Raw genomic sequence first — 19977 nt, forward strand, 5'->3', positions numbered from 1 at the left:
TCGACGGCGGCGGCCAGGCGGGGGTCGGTGGGGGCGGCGGAGCCGTCGCCGGTGACGGTGATCTTCTGGCGGATGCCGTCGCCGACCATGCCGGGCTTGCAGGCGACCTCGTAGGAGCCGGCCTTGATCTCGGCGGTGATGGTGGCCTTGGTGCCGGGGCCGATGTTCTCGCGCTCGGTGACGATCTTGTCGCCGGCGGCGTAGACGTAGACCTCGGTGACCTTGGATCCCTTGTTGGCGATGTCGATGCTGACGTGGCCGGCCGGGAACGTCGTCCTGGAGACCTCGCAGGCGGTGTCGGTGGCGTTGACCTTGACGGCGTCGGCCGCGGTCTTGTCGTCCTTCTTCTGCGAGCAGCCGGCCAGCGCGGCGCTCGCCACGGCGAGGGTGAGCAGAGTGGCTGCGGTGGAACGACGGGCGGACATGCGGGCTCCAGCGGTCAGGGTCGGGGGCATGGTCGGTGGCCTTGCGGCCGAGGTGCGGACGGCGGCCGGGAAGATTAGGTGAACCTTACTAAGGCCGCCCTAATTCGTCTACTTTGATGTAGACGCCAGGGGTTCGGGGTTTCGGGTGGCGGGTCAATTGCCCTGGTGGGGCGGGGTGGTGGGTGGGGGTTTCCGGTCGGGAGTGCGGGGCTTCGGTCGGTCTGTATATGCAGTCGATCGACATATGCAGAGAGATGGCCTATGTTGATCCACAGGACGGACCGCCGGCTCCGGAGAACGGACGAGCCGTGGGGGCGGGCGTCCGCCGTCCGTGCATGGCCTGGCATGCCGTCAGGCCCGCCGCTTCCCCTGGGAGGACCGCAGTGCATCACCGTTCCCGTACACCCGGACCCAAGCTGCTCGGCGTCGCGATCGCCGCCGTGCTCGGCCTCGGCGTGGCTGTGCCGCCCGCGTTCGCCGGACCGGCCGGTGGGCCGTCCGCCGAGGCCGACCCGGTGCCCGGGCTGGTCGCCGGGTCGGACACCGCCGCTCCGCAGCTGGTCACCGGCCTCGCCGAGGCGGCCCCCGGCGACAACCCGGCCGAGGCGGCCCGCGCCCACCTGGCCGCCCATCAGGACCGCTACCGGGTCGACCCCGCGCAGCTCGCCGAGGCCGGTGTCGAGCGTGCCGCCGACGGCCGGCGCACCGTCCGGTTCGAGCAGCGGCACGGCGGCATACCCGTATTCGGGGCCAGGTACCTGGTCCACCTGGTCGGCGAGGGCGCCGGGCAGCGGGTCGAGTCGGCCGGCGGCAAGTACTTCACCGGGCTCACCGCACCGACCGCGCAGACCGTGCCGGACGAGGCACTGCGACAGCTCGCGATCGGCGCGGTCCAGGACGGGGCGGCCCGGGCCGGCGCGACGGCCGAGGACCACGGCCTGGTGGTGCTGCCCGGCGGCTCCGGCCGGCTCGCCCGACACTTCACGGTGCGCGGGAGCGACCCGGTGGCCTGGGCGACGAAGGCGCAGGAGGTGTTCGTGGACGCCTCGGTAGGGGAGGTCGCGCTCTCCTACCAGGTGCGCGCCCCGTACCCGCTCGACGCCCCGGCCGCCGTGGCATCCACCGACGCGGCAGCCGCCGCCCCGGCCCTCGAACCCGCCACCGGCACCGCGCCCGACGCCCTCGGCCGCCCCGCCCGGGTGAACATCGGCCGACTCCCGGACGGCACCTACCAGCTCGTCGACCTCACCCACCCCGCCACCGTCACCACCTACGACGCGGCCGGCCGGGACGAGCAGGACTTCCGCCGACTGCCCGCCGACGTCCTCCCGGCCGCCTCGGCGACCACCGACTTCCCGGCCGCCACCGGCACCAGCGGCGCCACCGACGCCCACCTCAACGCCGCCGCCGTCTACGACTTCTACCGCGACCGCCTGGGCCGCGAAGGGATCGACGGCAAGGCCGGACCGATCGTCTCCGTCGTCAACGTCACCAGCAACGGCGCGCCCATGGACAACGCCTACTGGGACGGCACGAAGATGGTCTACGGGGGCGGCAGCGCCAAGTTCCGCCCGTTCGCCGTCGCACGCGACGTGGCCGGCCACGAGATGACGCACGGCGTCGTCAAGTACACCGCGGACTTCGTCGACCTCGGCCAGTCCGGTGCCCTCAACGAGGCCGTCGCCGACTACTTCGGCAACGCCATCGAGGTGACCGGCCGAGGCATCCCGATGACCGACCCCAGGGCGGCGCTGCTCGGCGAGGACCTCTGCCGCACCGGCACCCCCGAGGCCTGCGCCGGCCGCCGGCTGGACGACCGCCGCACCACCGTCGCGGACTACGTCGGGGCGCCCGCCGGGGTCGACAGCGGCGGCATCCACATCAACTCCACCATCGTCTCCGGCGCGTTGTGGGACATCCGGCGCAGCCTCGACCCGCTGCTCGCCGACCGCCTGGTCTACCGCGCGCTCGCCGAGTACCTCACCCCGCTGGACGACTTCGTCGACGCCCGCAACGCGGTGCTCGCCGCGGGCCGCGCGCTCGGCCTCGACCGTGCCCAACTCCGCACCGTGGCCGCGGCCTTCGACGCCCACGGGATCAAGGAAGGCTGGCAGCGCCGGATCGGCGTGGACAGCCGCCCGCTGCTGCGCGAACTCTCCACCGAGAGCGTGGCACCGGATGTCGCCGCCGGCCGCTGGGTGGCGGCCACCGCGGACAAGGGCGCCAAGGGCAGCATGGCCGTCCACACGGGCGCCGTCACCGGCTCCGCCGAGCCCGTCCGGCTCAGCCCGGAGGACGGCCGCTCGCACGGCTGGCCCGCCACCGACGGCACGATCGCTGCCTGGGTGGCGATGGGACCGGGGGCCGACGGCAACTGGGGCATGGAGGTGCTGGCCCGGCCGCTCAACGGTGGGCCGGTGCGCAGCGTCCACCCCGGCGCGAACCGGTTCGTCGCCGACGTCCGGGTCTCCGGCGGTGATGTCGCCTTCCTGCTGACGGACCACGCGACCGGCCGCAGTGGGCCGGTGCTCTCCCACGCCGGGGCTCCGGTGGTGCCGATCGCGCTGCCGGAGGGCCACCGGGCCGCCGGGCTGGCCTTCCACGACGGCCTGCTCGCCTGGACCGAGAGCTGGGAGGTCGGTGAGCGGACCGTGAGTGCGCCGACCGTCTACTCGCTCGCCGCCGGCAAGGTCGTCGCCCAGTACGTGGTGGACGACGCGCACGCCGCCGGCGAGACCGCGGTCGGCAGCCTCCGACTGGCCGGCGGCCGACTGCTGTGGGTGGAGACGCCCTTCGACCGGACGAAGGGCAGCACGATCCGCTCCGGCGCGCTGGACGGCTCCGGAGCGACCGACCTCCTGCCCGCCGGTCCCCGGCCCGGCACCGGCACCGAGCCGCGCCGGATCACCGGCCTCACCGCCTCCGACCGGGCGGTCACCTTCGCCGAGGCCGCGCGGGGGGAGACCAGGAACACCGACCTGCCCAAGCTCTGGCAGCTCCCGCTCACCGGCGGCACCCCCGAGCGGATGTCCTGCAACCGGGGCGGCCAGTACTCCCCGGTGGCCGACCGGGGGACCCGGGTGGTCTGGCTGGACGCCACGGCGGGGCGCACCGATCTGGTCGTGCGCGAGCGCGCGGCCGGCACCTGCTGACCGGAGGCGGCTGCCCCGGGGTCCGCACCAGGGCTCTCGACCCCGAAGCCCGGACCCCGTCCGCCCCGGTCTCCCGCCCGGCCGCCGCATCCCTGCGGCGGTCGGGCGGGTCCCTGTCCTCACCGGGCCGCCGCGTGCCGCGTGCCGCGCGCCGTGCACGACCGGACCGGTGCGCCCCGCACCCCCGGCGGTCCGACCCCGAACCGGCCTTGACCCTCTCTCAGCCGAGCCGACATCATGAGCCGTCATGTTCTGACTCCGCCGTCGGGGGAAGTCCGGTCGAATTCCGGCGCTGACCCGCAACGGTAGGCCGCCGACGGCAGTCGGCGGCGAGCCCGAGTACCCGTCGGCGGAGGTGTGTGTCCCCTCCTCCCGTCGTGGTCTGCGGCCAGGGGCTCCCGGAGCCGTCGGGCAGCTCGCCCCGCACGGTCGCCGGTGGCCGCCCGTGCGCCCAGGCCCGGAAAGGCCTCGCATGTCCGCCTCCGCGCTCCGCCGCCGCCCGCTCCGTCTGCTCGCGATATCCGCGCTGGCCCTGACCGCCACCCTCCCGGCCGTCACCGCCGCCCAGGCCGCCACCCCGGCCCCGGCCCCCACCGCCCCGGCCTCCTCGGTCTCCTCGGCCTCCGGTGACGCCGCCACCTACCGCCCGGACGCCGCCGCGGCCGGCTGGCTGGCCCGCCAGCTCGTCAACGGCGACCACTTCGAGTCGGTCTTCGACGGCACCGCCTACCCCGACCAGGGCCTCACCATCGACGCCGTGCTCGCCTTCGCCGCCGCCGGCAGCGCCGACGAGGCCGCCGCCCGCGCCACCGCCTGGCTCGCCCGGCCCGAGATCCTGAGCGGCTACCTCGGCGACGGCACCACCGAGGCCTACGCCGGTGCCACCGCCAAGCTCCTGCTGGCCGCCGAGGTGCGCGGCACCGCCCCGTCGGCCTTCGGCGGCGTCGACCTGCCCGCCCGGCTGCGCTCCCTCCTGACGCCGAGCGGCCGATTCTCCGACCGCTCCCAGTGGGGCGACTACAGCAACGCCTTCGGCCAGTCCCTCGCCCTGATCGCCCTCCAGCGCACCCCCGGCGGGGCCCCGGCCTCCGCCGTCGACTTCCTGGCCGCCTCCCAGTGCGCCGACGGCGGCTTCCCGGTCGCCTTCGGGCAGGCCACCTGCACCGCCGACACCGACGCCACCGCACTCGCGGCCCAGGCCCTCGCCGCCACCGGCCGCAGCGCCAAGGCCAAGGCCGGCCTGGACTGGCTGACGGCCCACCAGAACACCGACGGCGGTTTCGCCGCGGCCGGTGCCACCGCCTCCAACGCCAACAGCACCGGCCTGGCCACCGCCGCCCTGCTCCCCGGCGGCCGGTTCGTCAGCGGCCTCAAGGGCTGGAGCAGCCTGGTGAAGCTCCAGCAGGGCTGCTCGGCCGATCCCGCCGTGCGCGGCGCCGTCGCCTACGACGCGAGCGGCTTCAACCCCGCCAACGCCGCCCGGGCCACCGCTCAGGCCGTCCTCGGCCTCTCCGGTCAGGGCCTCGCCGGCCTCAGCGCCCACGGCGCCCGCCCGTCCGCCCCCACCCTGGCCTGCCCGGCCCCGGCCGCGCGCCCCTGACGGTCGCCCGCCCGTGACCCCGCACCGCCGTCCGCCGCACCCGAGGAGCACCCCCATGACCACCTCCGCCCGTCCCGCCCGCCGTACCCTCGGCGCCTTCGCCGCCGCCGCGGCCCTCACCGCCGGCCTGCTCGGCGTCTCCACCGCGACCGCCCCGCCGGCCCGGGCCGCCGCCTGCTCCGGCAGCTCCGGGGTCACCGTCGTCGTCGACTTCACCGCCCTCGGTGGCGGCATCGAGACCGGCTGCGCCCCTGGGGACCCGGCCAGCGGCCTCGCCGCCCTGACCGGCGCCGGTTTCTCCTACGCCTTCCACCCGCGCTTCCCGGGCTTCGTCTGCAAGATCAACACCCTGCCGACGACCTGCACCAACCCGACCGGCACCGCCTACTGGTCGTACTGGCACGCCGCGCACGGCGGCCCGTGGTCCTACAGCAACCTCGGCGCCGGCTCCTACAACCCGGCCCCGGGCGAGGTCGAGGGCTGGTCCTTCGGTGCCGGTGCCCAGCCGGGCATCACCGCGCCCTGACCCCGGACCCGCCCGGTGGGTTCTCCGTGCGGACGCTCGGCCTGGAGATCGGCCGGCGTCCGCACGGTGTCCGTCGGGCGGGCCACGCCCCGGCGACCGGGCGGACCGTGCCCTACCGGCCGGGCGCCTTCGGGGCCTCCAGTTCCACGTGGTGGACGGTGAAGCCGCCCCGTATCACCGGGGCGAACGGGGCCGGGGCCATGCAGGTGCCGACCACCGGCTGGTAGGGCTTCTGGTCGGGACCCATGTCGAGATTGGCCACGCCCCAGGAGAAGCCGAGGCGGGCGCCGTCGCGGCCGCTGCCCCGGTAGATGCTCAGACCGATCCTCTCGTTGGCGTTCCCGGTGTCCGAGGTGGTGACGACGGCGGTCAGGGTGGCGACCGGGCCGCCGGTGCTCAGGCAGTCCACCGCGGCCTCGGCGCTGTAGACCACGCCGGTGGCGGCCACGCGGTGCGAGTAGCGGACCGTGCCGACGGCGTCGGTGGGCAGTCCGTCGGGCGCCTTGGTGCCCGGGAGCGGGCGGGAGTACGGCTTCGCCCGGGCGTCGACGGTGAACCAGATCTCGTCGTCCGGGGAGAAGGCGTACGAGACCCGGGCCTTGCCGCTGACGCTGGCCGGTCGCTCGGCCCGGCCGTCCCGGCCGTCGGGTACGGAGCTGTCCGACCCGGGGACGGACAGGGCGTCGGCGGAGGCCGGTGCGACGCCCGTGAGCGCCGCGAGGGCCAGCCCGGCGGCAGCGGTCGCCCGGGCGGTCCGGACGGCGGCACGGTTACGGGTACGAATGCTGGTACGAATGCGGAACACGGTGGGTCTCCCTCCCCGGCGGCCCGGTCGGCCGCCCTCTCGATGCCCCCAATCCTGGTCGCGGCACCCCCACCCGCACATGTGCCGATCGGCACAATTACCGAGCCCACCCGGGCGCTCCCACCCTGCCGAACGGCAGGGTCGGGACCGACGGTCCGCCAGCCGCCAGCCGCCAGCCGTCAGCCGTCAGCCGCCAGCCGCCAGCCGTCAGCCGTTCGCCACCGGAACGCCGTCCGGACGCCCGTACAGCAGCGCGGCGATGTGGTCGGCGCAGCGGACGGCGGCCTCGGCCATCGCGCTGCGGGTCATTCCCGCGACGTGCGGCGTCAGCAGGGCGTTCGGGAGTCCGAACAGCGGTGAGTCGAACGCGGCGTGCTCGTGCTCGAAGGTGTCGACGGCCGCCGCCGCGAGCGGGTGCCCGGGATCGCGCAGGGCGTCGGCCAGGGCCCGCTCGTCGACGATCCCGCCCCGGGCGGTGTTCAGCAGGATCGCCCCCGGCCGCAGCAGCGCCAGCTCACGGCGGCCGACCAGCCCCCGGGTCCGCGCGGTGAGCGGCAGGTGGACGGACACCACGTCGCTGGTCGCCAGCAGTTCGGCCAGGGAGTCCGCCCGCCGGACGCCGTCCCCCTCGGCCGGGGTGCGGCCGAGGCCCTGGACGGCCATGCCGAGGGCGCGGGCCCGTCCGGCCAGTGCTCGGCCGATCCGGCCCGGGCCGAGGATGCCGAGGGTCAGTTCGGACAGCGCCCGGGCCGGTGCCGCCGGACTGCGCCAATCACCCCGGTGCGAGGCCGTGTTGTGGCCCGCGAGGTCCCGGGTCAGGGCGAGCAGCTGGGCCAGGGCGAACTCGGCGACCGCGTCGGCGTTGGACCCGGGCGTGTGGGTGACGGCGACCCCGAGGCGGGTGGCTGCGGCGAGGTCGACGTGATCGGTGCCCGCCCCGGCCCGGCCGATCACCCGCAGCGCCCCGGTCGCGGTGCCGGCCGCCCCGGAAACGGCGGCCGCCCCGGAAACGCCGGCCGCTCCGCAAGCACCGGCCGCCCCGGAAGCGTCGGCGCCACCGGCCGTGGCGGCCAGGAACGCGGCGCGCAACGGCACCCCGGCCCGGGACTTGACGGCCTGGTGCCCGCCGTCGCGGAGGGTCTCGGCGATCAGGGCCGCCTCGTCGAAGGGGTCGAAGTCGGTGAACCCCACGCGCCCGCCCCAGGTGGCCCGCGCGCCCGCCCGGTCGGCGACCCGCCGCAGGTTCAGGGTGACCGCCAGGCCGTGGCCGAGCAGGCGCTCCAGCTCCACGCCGAGCAGGTCCCCGGGCGCCGCGTCCAGCAACAGGATCCGATACCGCCCCAACACACCCTCCGCTCCCGGCCGGAGCCTCACGAGCGTGGCACAGCGCGTGGCAGCCGATCGATGATCATCACCACTGCCAAGCTACAGCGGACCGGGGGGCTTGCGGCAAGACCCCGGTGACGTCGGAGAATCACCCGTCGAAGCCGACGCCGGAGCCGGAAAGGCACCGGAACGCCAGATGTGGAGGGGGCGCGGGATGCGCGTAGTGCTGTCGACGTACGGGTCGCGGGGGGACGTCGAGCCGTTGCTGGGACTCGCGGTGCGGTTGCGCGAGCTGGGCGCGGACGTACGGCTCTGCGCGCCGCCGGACGAGGAGTTCGCGGCCAGGTCGGCCGCGCTCGGCGTACCGCTGGTGCCGGTCGGCGACGCGGTGCGGCCCCTGGTGACCGGTGCGGCGTCGTCGGCGCCGACGGACTTCCCCACCCGGGTGGCGCGGCTGACGGCGGCCTCCTACGAGGCGGTCCTCGGGCAGGCGGCGGCGGGCGGCGCGGTCGTCGCGACCGGGCTCTTCCCGAGCGCGGCCGGTGCCATGGCGGCGGCGGAGAAGGCGGGTGCCGGGTACGTCTACGCGGGCCTGCAGCCGACCGTCCTGCCGTCGCCGCACCACCCTCCGTTCCGGTACCCGGGCCGCCCCGCGCCGCCCGAGGGGGCCGACAACGCGAAGCTGTGGGAGCTGGACGTCGAGAGCATGAACGCGCTGTTCGGCGGGGCCGTCGACGCGCACCGGGTGTCGGTCGGCCTGCCGACGGTGGCGAACGTCCGCGACCACGTCCTCACCGGGCGGCCGTGGCTGGCCACCGACCCGGTCCTCGGCCCGTGGCGGCTGCCCGCCGAACTCGACGTGGTGCAGACCGGAGCCTGGCTGCTGCCGGACCCGCGCCCGCTGCCCGCCGCGCTGACCGCCTTCCTGGACGCGGGCGGGCCCCCGGTGTACGTGGGCTTCGGCAGTATGCCGATGCGTGGTTCGGAGGACGTCGCCCGACTGGCCGTCGAGCAGGCCCGGGCGGTCGGCCGCCGGGTGGTCGTCGGCAGCGGCTGGGCGGAACTGTCAGGCGGCGAAGGCGGAGCGACCGGAGCGGGCAGCGCGGGCAGCGGGTCCGCGGCGGCCGTCCCGGACGACTGTTTCGTGGTCGGCGAGGTGAACCACCAGGCGCTGTTCGCCCGGGTCTCCGCCGTCGTGCACCACGGCGGCGCGGGCACCACGACGGCGGCCGCCCTGGCCGGTGCGCCGCAGCTGGTGGTCCCGCAGATCGTCGACCAGCCGTACTGGGCCGCCCGGGTCGCCGAGCTCGGCATCGGCGCGGTGCACGACACGACCGTTCCGACCGCGGAGTCCCTCGCCGCCGCGCTGCGGACCGTCCTGGCACCGCGGACCCGGGAGCGGGCCGCAGCCGTGGCCGCCGGGATCCGCACCGACGGCGCGGAGGTGGCCGCGCGGCTGCTGATCGACGGGGGGTTCTGACCCGGGGCCGCTGTGCCGCCTCGCATCCCGGCTCCCGCCTCGCATCCCGGCTCCCGCCTCGCATCCCGGCTCCCGCCTCGCGCCCTGTCTCCCGCCCCCGCCTCCCGCCGGTGTGCCGTGGCGCCGGTGCGCCGTCGGCCGGATTGACGGTGCGGCGACCTGGGCACCCGCCCGGTGTCGGAGGGGCCGGAGCACGGTGGTGCGGAGGTGGTGGTGATGGACGGACCGGGCCTGTCGAGCCGGGAACGCTGCATCCTGGCGGAGATCGAGGGAGACCTGCGGGCGGACCGCGGCCTGGACCGGCGGCTGCGGACCATGCGGTGCGTGCTGCCGATCCGGGTGCTGGACTCCGTCGCGCGGGTGCCGGCGACGGTGCTGGTGGTCATGGCGTCGCTGTCGCTCGGGCTGCTGATGGTCGGCGCCAGCGTGCACACGGCGGCGGCGCTGGCACCCTTCGCGGCGATCTGGCTGCCGTCGGTACTGCTGCTCCTGGTCCGCCTCGTCCGCCGACGCCCCCGTCGCCCCCGTCGCCCCCGTCGCGCGGGGCGGCCGGGGCGGCCGGACCGGGTGGACGGCGGTTGAGGCCGGACAGCGGTCGACTCCCGACAGCAGGCGACGTTCGGCAGTGGGTGACGCCGGGCGTGCATTCACCCGCGCCGGGGCAGCGGACCGGTCGAAAACGGAATGAACAGCCCTGTTCCGGGTAGGACGACCAATGGAGCGGCCGAACCGCACCGCGGACCGTTCCCGCGCCCGGACAGGGCGCCACCTGGACCGTCGCCCGAAGTAGCCGGGCAGAGGTCTTCGGGAAGAGGGACCGCAGCACGCGGACGAACCCGCCCACCCCTCTCGCGGTCCGAGGCCGTCCCGCTGCCCAGGAGAACCACCGTGCTCACCTCGACCCTGAGAACCGGCCACAGAGCCGCTCCGCTCCCCACACCGCCCACGCCCCCCGACGTGCCGCCGCCCGTGGCGGCGACCGACCTGCCGGCGGACCTTCCCCCGCGCCCCTCCGAGGCGCAGCTGCGGGCCATGGGCAAGACCGAGGCGCGTGAGCTGAGCGACGCGCTCTTCGACCGCCTCGCGGGGCTGGCCCGCGAATCGCACGCCTACAGCTATGTGCGTGGCACCATCATCGAACTCAACATGCCACTGGTGCGCTTCATCGCCGGGCGCTTCCGTCACCGCCCCGAGGACATGGACGACATCCTCCAGGTCGGCACCGTCGGCCTGATCAAGGCGGTCGACGGCTACGACCCGGGCCGTGGCGTCGAGTTCGTCACCTACGCCATCCCCACCATCGCCGGTGAGATCAAGCGGTTCTTCCGGGACACCTCCTGGCCGGTGCGGGTGCCGCGACGGATGCAGGAGTGCTACCTCGCGGTCGCGCGCGGCTCGGACCGGCTGGAGCAGGAGCTCGGCCGGCTGCCGCGCCCCGAGGAGATCGCGGAGGCGCTCGACCTCAGCACGGAGGAGGTCGCCGAGGGGCTGATCGCCGTCCGGGTCCACCGGTCGGACTCCCTCGACGCGCTGCGCGAGGAGGACGCCGACGAGTCCGGCAGTGCCCTGCTGGACCGGCTCGGATCCTGCGACCCGGGCATCGAGCTGGCCGAGTTCCGTACCGCCGTCCGTCCCCTGCTCGGGCGGCTGCCGAGGCGCGAGCAGAAGGTGCTCGAACTGCGGTTCTGGGAGGACCGGACGCAGTCGGAGATCGCCGACCGGATCGGCGTCTCGCAGATGCACGTGTCCCGGCTGCTCTCGGTCACCCTGGCACACCTCCGGGAAGAGCTGGACGACCGCGACGCGACCGGTTGGAACGACGACCCGCCCGACCCCGACCCCCGCCGGGACCGCTGTTCCGGCTGACCCGGGGAAGTACTCGTCCCGTCCCCGACAACCCGCACCTCTCCCAATGTTTCCCGCCCCTCACCCCGGTTAGCCGCGCTGTGAGGGGCGGGAAGCACGACGGACGCGGATCGCCGCGGAATCCGGAGGCCGTCGGCTGTGCCCGGTGCGGCGTCCGCCGCCCGCCGTCCTACCACCGAAGGGTCGGAGTCCGACGTCCGGCCCACCGACTCGCGACTGCCGCCCCCCGACCTCCCGACAGGTACCGCGGACGAACAGGAGCACCCGTCATGACCCGCCACCCGCCCCGACCACCCCCTGTCGGCAGCGTGACCGCGCCGGACCGGGCCGTGGGACTCACCACCCGCGCCCGACCGTGGGCCCGCGGCACCGTCCTGGTCCTGCACGGGGAACTCGACCTGGACTCCGTGGCCGGGCTGCGCGAGGCCCTCGACCACGCCCTCGCCGCGCCCGGCACGGTCGTCCTGATCGACTGCGGCGACCTCGCGTTCTGCGACTCCACCGGCCTTTCCGAACTGCTCGACGCCGCTGTCAGGGCGCGGGAGCAGGGCAGCCGGATCGAACTCGCCCGTCCCCGGCCGGTCGTCCGGCGCGTTCTCGAACTGACCGGTGCCACCGACGCGTTCGCCCTCCGCGACGGCCCGCCGCCGTGACCGCCGCGCCACCCGCGCCACCAGCCCCACCCGCAGACCGTGCGGGCGGACGGTGCGGAGGGTGCGGGTCGGTGGGTGCGGGGCCGGACCGCGCATACGGAGCAGGAGGCCGACGGGACGAGGTGGCCGGGATGAGGCAGCAAGGACGGATCGTGGCCGGGGCGCGGGCCCGGGGGCTCGCGGTGCGAAGGCGGACGCGGGCGGCGCGCCGATCCGCGGCAGGGAGGAACGGACGATGAGGCAGCTGGCGCGGCTCGCCCGGGGCCCGCTCTCCGCGGCGGTGGTGGAGCTGGTCACCGCCGGCCCTCCCGACGGGGCCGGCCGTCCAGGGAGCGCCCGTCCGGCGCCGGCCGGGGGCGGTGACCCCTGGGGCGAGGACCACCAACTCGCGCTCCACCTCTGCTACGAACTGCACGACCGCGGTCTGCCCGGGGTCGACCCCGGCTGGGAGTGGGACACCGGGCTGCTCGGGTTCCGGCAGTCCCTGGAACGCCCGTTCCTCGCCGCGGTCCGGGCCGAGGCCGGGCCGGTGCCACCACTCGCGGAGCTGGTGGAAGACCTGCTGACCGCGACGGGCGACGGCGGCCCGTCCAGCCACCTCCTGACCGAGGGCGAGCGTTGGCAGGCGAGGGAGTACCTGGTGCACCGCTCCGTCTACCACCTCAAGGAGGCGGACCCGCAGCTGTGGCTGCTGCCGAGGATCCACGGTCCGGCCCAGGCGATGCTGATGACCATCACCTACGACGAGTACGGCGCCGGACGGCCCGAACGGGCGCACGCGCTGCTGTTCGCGCGGATGATGGCCGACCTCGGTCTGGACCCGTCGTACGGGCACTACCTGGACGCGGTGCCCGCGTCGGCGCTGGCGGTGGTCAACCTGATGACGCTGTTCGGCCTGCACCGGTCGCTTCGCGGTGCGGCCGTCGGCCAGTTCGCGGCGATCGAGATCACCTCCCCGCCGGGTGCGGCCAGGCTCGCCACGGCCCTCGCACGACTGGGGGCGGGGCCGGACGGCACGCTCTTCTACCGCGAACACATCGAGGCCGACGCCGTGCACGAGCAACTCGTGCGGCGCGGTGTGATCGACGAGCTGACGGCGACCGAACCGGAGCTGGCCCGGGACATCGCCTTCGGGATGGCGGCGGCCGCGGCGGTCGACGGGCGGTTCGCCGCGCACCTGCTGGACCACTGGCGGGCGGGCCGCAGTTCGCTGCGCTCAGCCCTGCCCGACGGACCCGGCGGAGCCGTCTGACCGGCCGGAGCCGGTCGGTCAGACGTACCCGGTCGGCCCGACGTACCCGGCCGACCCGCCGGAGCCGGTAGGCCCGCCGGAACGGTCGCGGTCGCGACGGGCGCCGTGACGGCGGTGGCTGGTGTCGCAGAACGGCTGGTGCCGACTGCGTCGGCAGGCGCACAGCGCCACCACCGGGCGCTCGCAGAGCCGGACCGTGCCGTCCGGGCCGACCACCTCCACCGGACCCTCCACCAGGATCGGGCCCTCCGCCAGCACCGTCACCCGTACCGGAGGCCGCGCCGACGGTCCCACCGACGGTCCTACCGACCGCGGCACAGGAGGCCGCGCCGACCCCTCGGCGCCGTGACCGGCAGCGTCACCGTCAGCGCGTCCGGACACCGCGGACCACCACCAGTTCCTCCTCCCGCACGCCCGCCCCGATCAGCCCCAGCCGTTCGAAGAGCCCGGCCCGGGCCGTCATCACCGGCCCGAAGGCCTGCCGACGGCGGGCGACCACGGCGGCGCGCAGGCCCGCGCCGCGCAGCGCGGCCAGGGTCGCCGGGACATCCGCCAGCGAGGACTGCACGACCAGCAGCACGCCGCCGTCGGTCAGCAACCGCGGCGCCTCGCGGCAGAGCCGGTCGAGGACGAGCCGCCCGTCCCGCCCGGCGTCCCAGGCCAGCGCCGGGCCCCGCCCAGGGGTTCCGGCCGGTCCCTCGGCGGGCACGTACGGCGGGTTGGACGCGACCAGGTCGAACCGCCGCCCGGCCACCGGGCCGGTGAGGTCGCCGTGACGCAGTTCGACGCGCCTCCGGTGCAGCCGGGTGTTCAGCCAGGCGGTGAGGACGGCGCGGGCGGAGAGGTCCACCGCCGTCACCCGGGCACCGGACCGGGCGGCGGCGAGGGCCACCGCCCCGGTCCCGGTGCCGAGGTCGAGCACCCGGCTGGCGCCGTCCAGACGCTCACGGCGCACGCAGGCGACGAGTAGTTCCGTGTCTCCCTGGGGTGCGTAGACCCCAGGCGCTCTGATCACCAACATGCCGGGCGCCTGCCCCACCGGGCGGCTCCCACACCACAGGCCTCCGGGTGCGGCCCAGGCGGAGCGCACCGCCGGCAGCCCGCGGAGCCGGAGGGGGACGGGTTGTCGAACGGGTGGTTCCGCCCACCGGCCCGCGCTCAGTTGTCGGCGGCCGCCATGGTCTCGCGCACCGACACCAGGCACGGATCGCAGTAGCGGTCCGGCATCCCGACGGGTGTCTCGATACCGTTCGGCACGACCCGGCGGGACACCTCCAGCAACTGCCCGCAGAGCGCCGTCGACGCGTCGTCCTTCGACACCACGTGCCACATCAGACCCGACGGCTCCTCCGCCGCATCGGTCTCGGCCCACATCTCGTACACGACTGCCTCCCTGAGCAGGGGTCCGGGCCCTCCCCATGGAATCCCGGGCCGCGCCGGTCGGCCACCGGATGGGACCCACTGGGACGGTTCCGGCGCTCCGAGGTTTGAGGATCCGGCGGGTTTCCCAGGGCTTCCCAGGGCTCCCGTGGGCCTCGGTGGGCCTCCGTGGGCCTCGGTGGGCTCGGTGCTCCGGCGGCTGACGAGGACTCCCCGGGGCGGGGGGCTTCGGGTCCCGGGGGTTATCGACCGGCCGCCGGGGCAGACGCGCGGTCGGGACCGGGAGCTCACGCCCCCGACCCGCCGTAGTACCAGCACCAGCACCGCAACCAGCAGGGAGGCACCGCATGAGCATGGTGAAGGAGTCGGTCGACGTCGACGTGCCGCTGCACGCGGCCTACAACCAGTGGACCCTCTTCGAGGAGTTCCCCCGCTTCATGGAGGGCGTCGACGCGGTGACCCAGGTGGACGACCGCCACAACCACTGGCGGACCAGCGTCGGCGGCGTCAGCCGCGAGTTCGACACCGAGATCGTCGACCAGCTGCCGGACGAGCGGATCGCCTGGCGGACCGTCGACGGCGATGTCCGGCAGAAGGGCGTGGTCACCTTCCGGAGCATCGACGACACGCACACCAGGGTGAGCCTGGCCATGGACTTTCAGCCCGAGGGCCTGGTCGAGAAGGCCGGTTCCGCCATGGGCATGGTCGACCGGAGGGTCAAGGGCGACTTGCGGCGGTTCAAGGACTTCATCGAGGAGCAGGGACGGGCGGAGGGAGGCTGGCGAGGCCGCATCACCCCGGGCTGAGCCCGGTCGCGGTACCCGCGACGCCGCCCCCGGTACCCGTCGGTGGACCGGGGGCGCCGTCGTGCCCGGTCCGCGCGGACCCTCTCCCGGCCTCGACGTCACCCGGGCCGGCCGCCTCCGTCGGGCGAACCGCCGTGGTTGTCGGGCGGTTCATCGGGTAGGCGTCGGGCGTGGAGCGCTACGAACCCCCGGAGGACGGTGGCGCCGACGCGCACGACGCGTCGGCGTACGACCTCTGCGACCACTGCGGCCGGGTCGTCCTCGTCGAGGAACTGCTCGGCGCGCTGGTCCCGGACTCCTCCGTCGTTCACGACTCGGACCCGCGGCTCGACGGCGAGCGGGTCGTCACCGCCTGCTCGGCCGAGCACCTCGCGGTGCTGGTCGGGGTCTACCGCGACCGCCCGTTCGTCCCGGAGGAGCAGTGGGCGGCCAAGGTCTGCCGCGTCCTGGCTGAGCGCGACGACCCGGTGCCGCTGAGCGAGGTCGCCGCGCTCAGCGGCCTCTCCGAGCACCAGGCGCAGCAGGGCGTGGACTGGCACAACGCCCGGGCGCGCGAGTGGCGGGCCGAGTACGGCGACCCGGACGCCCCCGACGACGACCCGGCCGGCTGAGCCCTGCATCCCGGCGCCGGGGGCCCGGTGCGGGCGTCACTCGTGCGGCCCGATTCCGGGTGCCCGAAGCCGGGTACGGAACCGCCCGTCCGTCCCCCGAACGCGCTCCCGGAGGCATCCGTGCCCGACATGAACGGCCCCTACAAGCCCGGCACCCCGTGCTGGATCGACCTGATGGTGCCCGACCAGCAGGCGGCCCTCGACTTCTACAGCGAGGTGTTCGGCTGGCAGGGCGAGGTCGGGCCCGCCGAGCAGGGCGGCTACGCGGTCTGCACCCTCAAGGGCAAGCCGGTCGCCGGGATCATGAAGGCGATGAACCCGGACGGCACCGTCCCCGACCCGATGCCGCCGACGGTGTGGACGACCTACCTGTCCACGGACTCCCTCGACGCCGCCGTCAAGACCGTCACCGACGCGGGCGGCTCGGTGGTGGCGGGACCGATGGACGTCATGGACCTCGGCCGGATGGCCGTGATCGCGGACCCGACCGGCGCCGTCGTCGGCCTCTGGCAGCCCGGGACCTTCGACGGCGCGGGCATCGTGAACGAGCACGGCGCGCTCATCTGGAACGAGCTCGCCACCCGTGACCGCACGGCCGCAGCCGCCTTCTACACCGCCGTGCTGCCGGTCACCACCGGCCGCTCCGAGGCGCCCGGCGCCGAGGGGTACATCGAGTTCAAGGTCGACGGCCGCGCGGTCGGCGGGATGATGGACCTCTCCACCTTCCCGCCCGGCGTCCCGCCGCACTGGCAGCCGTACTTCAACGTGGAGGACGTCGACGCGATCCAGACGGCCGTCGTCCGCGCCGGCGGCACCGTCCTCACTCCGGCGTTCGACATGGGCACCAACCGGCTGGCCGTCCTGGCCGACTCGCAGGGCGGAGCCTTCTCGGTGATCACCTGGCCGACGCCGGAGGACCCGACCGGCTGACCGCGGACGGTCGTGCGGCCCCGCTGCCAGACCTGGCAGCGGGGCCGCACGACGCGCTGGGACGGGTCATCGGTGCGGCGGCCCGTCCGGCGTGGGCCGCTCCGTCCCGTCGACCGCGGGGGTGTCGGTGGCGGGGTCAGTGCTTGCCGACGTCCTTGCCCGCGTCCTTGACCTTCTCGGCGGCCTGCTTGAGGTCGCTCTTCGCCTGGGTGCCACGCCCCTCGGCTTCCATCGTCCGGTCGCCCGTCGCCTTTCCGGCGACCTCCTTGGCCTTGCCACGGGCCTTCTCGGCCATATTGCGGATCTTGTCGTCGGTGGCCATGGGTCCTGCCTCCCTTCGATGGACGAGCCGGTGCCCGCCCGAGGCGCGTCTGCCCCCGCCCGGCCGTTCCATGCGTCAGCCCCGCAACTCCCGGCTCCCGGCTCTCGACTCCCGGCTCTCGACTCCCGGGTTCCGGGTTCCGGCACGCGGAAGCCGGGAGCTACGGCTCAGTCGGCGGACCGCCGGTCGCTCCGTCCGTCGTGCCGCCGGCGCAGCTGGAGCATCGGCAGGAGCAGCCAGCAGGCCGCGAACCAGGCCATCACCGCCCCCGCGATCCAGGCCGCCGCCGCGCTTCCGGTGGCGACCCGCAGCAGCAGGAGCAGGGAGGTGCCCACGGTGAGTGCCAGCAGCACCAGACCGACCGCGACCAGCCGGGCCCCCGCGTCGACCAGCTGCGGCTTGCGCCGGTGGCCGGCGAAGAGCCGGTGGTACGAGACCGGTGCGGTGAGCGCGCCCGTGGCCAGCGCGCCGAGGACGACGGTGATCACGTAGAGATCGCGGTCGAAGCCGCCCAGCTGGGCGAAGCGCGGCATGAAGACGACGCTCAGCAGGAAGCCGAACAGGATCTGCGAGCCGGTCTGCGCGACCCGCACCTCCTGGAGCAGGTCGCTCCACCGCCGGTCGGCGCGCTCGTCGGCGGACTCCTGCCGCCCTGTGTGGGCCGCGGCGGTGCCTTCCGGCCCGGCTGTCTCCGGTGGCATCCGGCTCACCTCCGCCCCGGGTGTCGCGGTCGGTCGCTGGTCGTCCCCGGGCTCACCCCGCGTGTAGCCGTGTCTGGCCAGGGCAAACGCGGGGCGTGGACCTGAGGACCGGAACAGCGCCGGGCCCCGGCTGTCGAGCAACGCACCGGCCGGTGCCCGCTGTCCGTGCGGTGCGATCCGCCGCGCGGCATCATGGTCCGGACGGCACGAGGCCGTTCGGACCGGACCGGGAGCCAGCCATGAATCTGTCCGCCGGGGCCGCAGGGGACGCGGGGGAGCAGGGTGTGGGGCCGGGCGCCGGACCTGTCGGCGGGCCGGAACCGCACCCGCCGCGCGCGTACCGCACGGGGGAGCTGCGGATCGAGGTGCGGCGCACCGGTCCGGTGCGGATCGTGTCCCTCGCGGGAGAGCTCGACCGCGACTCGGCCGACGGGCTGCGCACGGCGCTCGCCGGACTTCCGGAAGAGGGCCTGGCCCGGATCCTGGTGGATCTCGCCGAGCTGAGCTTCTGCGACTCGACCGGGCTGAACATCCTGCTGCGGGCCCGGCAGGAGGCCGAGCCGGCCGGCGTCCGGCTGGAGCTCGCCGGGCCGCGCCCCGTCGTGGTCCGGCTGCTCGCGGTCACCGGGGCGGACACCGTCCTGCGGATCCATCCCGACGTCGCCGTCGCGCTGGCGGCGGGAAGCGACCCGGCGGAGCCCACCGGTTCCCACGACCCCGGCAGCCCTGGCAGCCCCGACAGCCCCGGCAGCCCTGACAGCCCTGACAGCGCCGACTCCGGCGGCCCCGGCGACCCGGACGATCCCGGACCCGCGGCACGCGAGCGGCCGTGATGAACGGCCGCGGAGCCGCTGCCGTGCCGGATCGGGACCAGACCCGGCGGCTGCCGCTGAGCAGCAGCGAGGGTGCCGTGCAGCAGTGCCGGGACTTCAGCCGTCAGGCACTGCTCGACTGGCACTGGCTGGCGGTCGACGGCGACGGCTGGCCCGACGAGGAGCAGGTGGCCGTTTTCGAGGACGTCCTGCTGATGGTCTCGGAGCTGGTCACCAACGCCTGTCTGCACGCCCCCGGCGGGCCGCGCGAGCTGCGGTTGCGCTGGGACACCATGCGACTGCGGGTCGAGGTCAGCGACGCCAGCCCGGTCCCGCCGGAGCTGCGCCCGTTCGCCGACCCGGGGCAGCCGGGCGGCCACGGCCTGCGCGTGGTCGAACGGCTCGCCCGCGCCTGGGGATCGCGGCCCGAGGACGGCGGCAAGTCGGTCTGGCTGGAGGTGCCGTCCCCCCTGGAGCACGGCCTCTGAACCAGAGGACCGCCACCTCCCGACCACACGGTGCCCGAACCGCTCCCGGCGGTTCGGGCACCGTGGTCCAGGCCCCGCCCGCCTCAGCCGCCGAGCGGCCGGGGCTCCGTCGCCGGACCCGGCTCGGGTACGGCGGGCGGGCCGGGGTCGGGGTCCGGCGGCGGGAAGGGCGGTACGGGCGGCGGCGCCGGGTCCGGCGTCGGCCGCGGTGCGGGGTCGGGGTGCGGGAACGGTTCGGTGTCCGGATGGACGGGTGGTGGGACGGTCATGGCGGCCGTGCCTCCCTTCCGGGTCGTGGCGGGGCCTCGTCGATGCGGGTGGGCGGGTCGGACACGTGTCCTCACCCGTCCTCACCCGAAAGGCCCCGGCGGCATCAGCGGCCGAGCGCGCGGGCCAGCTCGTTCTTGTTCATCTTCGACCGGCCCTCGATATTGCGCTGCCGGGCCTCGTTGTACAGCTGGTCGTAGGTGGGACCGCCGGCGCCCCGGTGCGAGCGCTGCCCGCCCCGCCGGCCGGAGGAGATGTCCTGGACGGAGCTGCGGCTGGAGGTCCTGGACTCGCCGTGCCGGGCGCGTTCCTTGTTGACCGTACGGGCGGCGATCTCCTCGGCGCGGCCCTCGCTCTCGCCGCGCTCCAGCACGCTCTCCTTGATGTGCTCGTACTGGCGCTCCCGCTTGGGGCTCGATCCTCGGGGCATGGCGGCGCTCCTTCCGTCGGCCACGTCCTTGGCGGGTGGCGCCTACCCGGCGGAACGAGGGCAAAACGGGCCTGGGGTCCTGGTGTCGCTCCCGCCCCGGCCGTCCCGTCTGTCACCGGCGGCGGGACGGTGGCACAGTGGGAGG

Annotated in this window: 22 protein-coding genes and 1 riboswitch; of the genes, 13 read left to right on the plus strand and 9 right to left on the minus strand. The window is 75.3% G+C overall.

Features of this window, described 5'->3' with window-relative positions; all coding sequences use genetic code 11:
• Nucleotides 1–425 (minus strand): cupredoxin domain-containing protein (locus BI06_RS05785; protein WP_043465528.1); only part of this gene is annotated, 425 nt, incomplete at its 3' end.
• 383 nt (nucleotides 426–808) lie between these two features.
• Between BI06_RS05785 and BI06_RS05790 the strand changes: the two genes are divergently transcribed.
• From BI06_RS05790 to BI06_RS05800, 3 genes are all read left to right on the plus strand, one after another.
• Complete coding sequence (locus BI06_RS05790) at nucleotides 809–3577, plus strand: M4 family metallopeptidase (protein WP_051740283.1); 2769 nt, start codon at nucleotides 809–811, stop codon at nucleotides 3575–3577.
• Nucleotides 3578–3803: 226 nt separating this feature from the next.
• Nucleotides 3804–3943: riboswitch (cobalamin riboswitch) on the plus strand.
• A 106-nt stretch (nucleotides 3944–4049) separates the two neighbouring features.
• Nucleotides 4050–5177: a prenyltransferase/squalene oxidase repeat-containing protein gene (locus tag BI06_RS54660; protein WP_051740284.1), complete on the plus strand. Its 1128-nt coding sequence runs from the start codon at nucleotides 4050–4052 to the stop codon at nucleotides 5175–5177.
• Between the two features lie 55 nt (nucleotides 5178–5232).
• Complete coding sequence (locus tag BI06_RS05800; RefSeq protein WP_043465530.1) at nucleotides 5233–5703, plus strand: hypothetical protein; 471 nt, start codon at nucleotides 5233–5235, stop codon at nucleotides 5701–5703.
• A 112-nt stretch (nucleotides 5704–5815) separates the two neighbouring features.
• On the opposite strand, the gene BI06_RS05805 is transcribed toward BI06_RS05800, so the two are convergent.
• Together BI06_RS05805 and BI06_RS05810 are read right to left on the minus strand one after the other, a co-directional pair.
• Complete coding sequence (locus tag BI06_RS05805; RefSeq protein ID WP_233290016.1) at nucleotides 5816–6508, minus strand: hypothetical protein; 693 nt, start codon at nucleotides 6506–6508, stop codon at nucleotides 5816–5818.
• A gap of 207 nt (nucleotides 6509–6715) precedes the next feature.
• A complete protein-coding gene (locus tag BI06_RS05810) occupies nucleotides 6716–7855 on the minus strand; it encodes a D-isomer specific 2-hydroxyacid dehydrogenase family protein (RefSeq protein WP_233290017.1) in 1140 nt (379 codons plus the stop codon).
• 193 nt (nucleotides 7856–8048) lie between these two features.
• On the opposite strand from BI06_RS05810, the gene BI06_RS05815 reads away from it, so the two are divergent.
• From BI06_RS05815 to BI06_RS05835, 5 genes are all read left to right on the plus strand, one after another.
• Entirely contained in the window at nucleotides 8049–9314 is a 1266-nt protein-coding gene (locus tag BI06_RS05815; protein ID WP_043465534.1) for a glycosyltransferase, read from the plus strand.
• A gap of 216 nt (nucleotides 9315–9530) precedes the next feature.
• Nucleotides 9531–9896, plus strand: a complete 366-nt coding sequence (locus BI06_RS05820; protein WP_043465536.1) for a hypothetical protein — start codon at nucleotides 9531–9533, stop codon at nucleotides 9894–9896.
• A gap of 306 nt (nucleotides 9897–10202) precedes the next feature.
• Complete coding sequence (locus BI06_RS05825) at nucleotides 10203–11180, plus strand: SigB/SigF/SigG family RNA polymerase sigma factor (RefSeq protein WP_233290018.1); 978 nt, start codon at nucleotides 10203–10205, stop codon at nucleotides 11178–11180.
• Nucleotides 11181–11449: 269 nt separating this feature from the next.
• Nucleotides 11450–11833 (plus strand): STAS domain-containing protein, encoded by a 384-nt coding sequence (locus BI06_RS05830; RefSeq protein ID WP_051740285.1) that lies wholly within the window; start codon nucleotides 11450–11452, stop codon nucleotides 11831–11833.
• 235 nt (nucleotides 11834–12068) lie between these two features.
• The gene (locus BI06_RS05835; RefSeq protein WP_043465538.1) at nucleotides 12069–13085 is read left to right on the plus strand and encodes an iron-containing redox enzyme family protein; all 1017 of its coding nucleotides are present in this window, start codon (nucleotides 12069–12071) and stop codon (nucleotides 13083–13085) included.
• Between the two features lie 18 nt (nucleotides 13086–13103).
• On the opposite strand, the gene BI06_RS05840 is transcribed toward BI06_RS05835, so the two are convergent.
• The 3 genes from BI06_RS05840 to BI06_RS05850 form a co-directional block, all read right to left on the minus strand.
• On the minus strand, nucleotides 13104–13379 hold the full coding sequence (locus BI06_RS05840; protein ID WP_051740286.1) for a CDGSH iron-sulfur domain-containing protein: 276 nt from the start codon (nucleotides 13377–13379) through the stop codon (nucleotides 13104–13106).
• Between the two features lie 70 nt (nucleotides 13380–13449).
• Nucleotides 13450–14106 carry a HemK2/MTQ2 family protein methyltransferase gene (locus tag BI06_RS05845; RefSeq protein ID WP_043466272.1) on the minus strand — a complete coding sequence of 219 codons (657 nt, stop codon included), beginning with the start codon at nucleotides 14104–14106 and terminating at the stop codon, nucleotides 13450–13452.
• A gap of 137 nt (nucleotides 14107–14243) precedes the next feature.
• A complete protein-coding gene (locus BI06_RS05850; RefSeq protein ID WP_043465542.1) occupies nucleotides 14244–14468 on the minus strand; it encodes a hypothetical protein in 225 nt (74 codons plus the stop codon).
• Between the two features lie 344 nt (nucleotides 14469–14812).
• Between BI06_RS05850 and BI06_RS05855 the strand changes: the two genes are divergently transcribed.
• The 3 genes from BI06_RS05855 (at nucleotide 14813) to BI06_RS05865 (ending at nucleotide 16812) form a co-directional block, all read left to right on the plus strand.
• Entirely contained in the window at nucleotides 14813–15271 is a 459-nt protein-coding gene (locus tag BI06_RS05855) for an SRPBCC family protein (protein WP_030395118.1), read from the plus strand.
• A gap of 170 nt (nucleotides 15272–15441) precedes the next feature.
• Entirely contained in the window at nucleotides 15442–15882 is a 441-nt protein-coding gene (locus BI06_RS05860) for a hypothetical protein (RefSeq protein ID WP_051740287.1), read from the plus strand.
• Nucleotides 15883–16011: 129 nt separating this feature from the next.
• Nucleotides 16012–16812: a VOC family protein gene (locus tag BI06_RS05865; protein ID WP_043465544.1), complete on the plus strand. Its 801-nt coding sequence runs from the start codon at nucleotides 16012–16014 to the stop codon at nucleotides 16810–16812.
• Between the two features lie 136 nt (nucleotides 16813–16948).
• Here BI06_RS05865 and BI06_RS05870 read toward each other — a convergent pair whose 3' ends face one another.
• On the minus strand, nucleotides 16949–17134 hold the full coding sequence (locus BI06_RS05870; RefSeq protein WP_030395120.1) for a CsbD family protein: 186 nt from the start codon (nucleotides 17132–17134) through the stop codon (nucleotides 16949–16951).
• Nucleotides 17135–17301: 167 nt separating this feature from the next.
• Complete coding sequence (locus tag BI06_RS05875; RefSeq protein ID WP_051740288.1) at nucleotides 17302–17835, minus strand: DUF6328 family protein; 534 nt, start codon at nucleotides 17833–17835, stop codon at nucleotides 17302–17304.
• A 239-nt stretch (nucleotides 17836–18074) separates the two neighbouring features.
• Here BI06_RS05875 and BI06_RS45400 point away from each other — a divergent pair, with 239 nt between their 5' ends.
• Nucleotides 18075–18668: an STAS domain-containing protein gene (locus tag BI06_RS45400; protein WP_082558286.1), complete on the plus strand. Its 594-nt coding sequence runs from the start codon at nucleotides 18075–18077 to the stop codon at nucleotides 18666–18668.
• 23 nt (nucleotides 18669–18691) lie between these two features.
• A complete protein-coding gene (locus BI06_RS05885) occupies nucleotides 18692–19135 on the plus strand; it encodes an ATP-binding protein (RefSeq protein WP_233290019.1) in 444 nt (147 codons plus the stop codon).
• A 373-nt stretch (nucleotides 19136–19508) separates the two neighbouring features.
• Here the strand turns inward: BI06_RS05885 and BI06_RS05890 are convergent, their stop codons facing one another.
• On the minus strand, nucleotides 19509–19832 hold the full coding sequence (locus BI06_RS05890; RefSeq protein WP_043465546.1) for a hypothetical protein: 324 nt from the start codon (nucleotides 19830–19832) through the stop codon (nucleotides 19509–19511).
• Nucleotides 19833–19977 lie beyond the last annotated feature (145 nt).

Origin of the sequence: Kitasatospora sp. MBT66 (assembly GCF_000710405.2) — a bacterium.
GTDB classification, from domain to species: domain Bacteria; phylum Actinomycetota; class Actinomycetes; order Streptomycetales; family Streptomycetaceae; genus Kitasatospora; species Kitasatospora purpeofusca.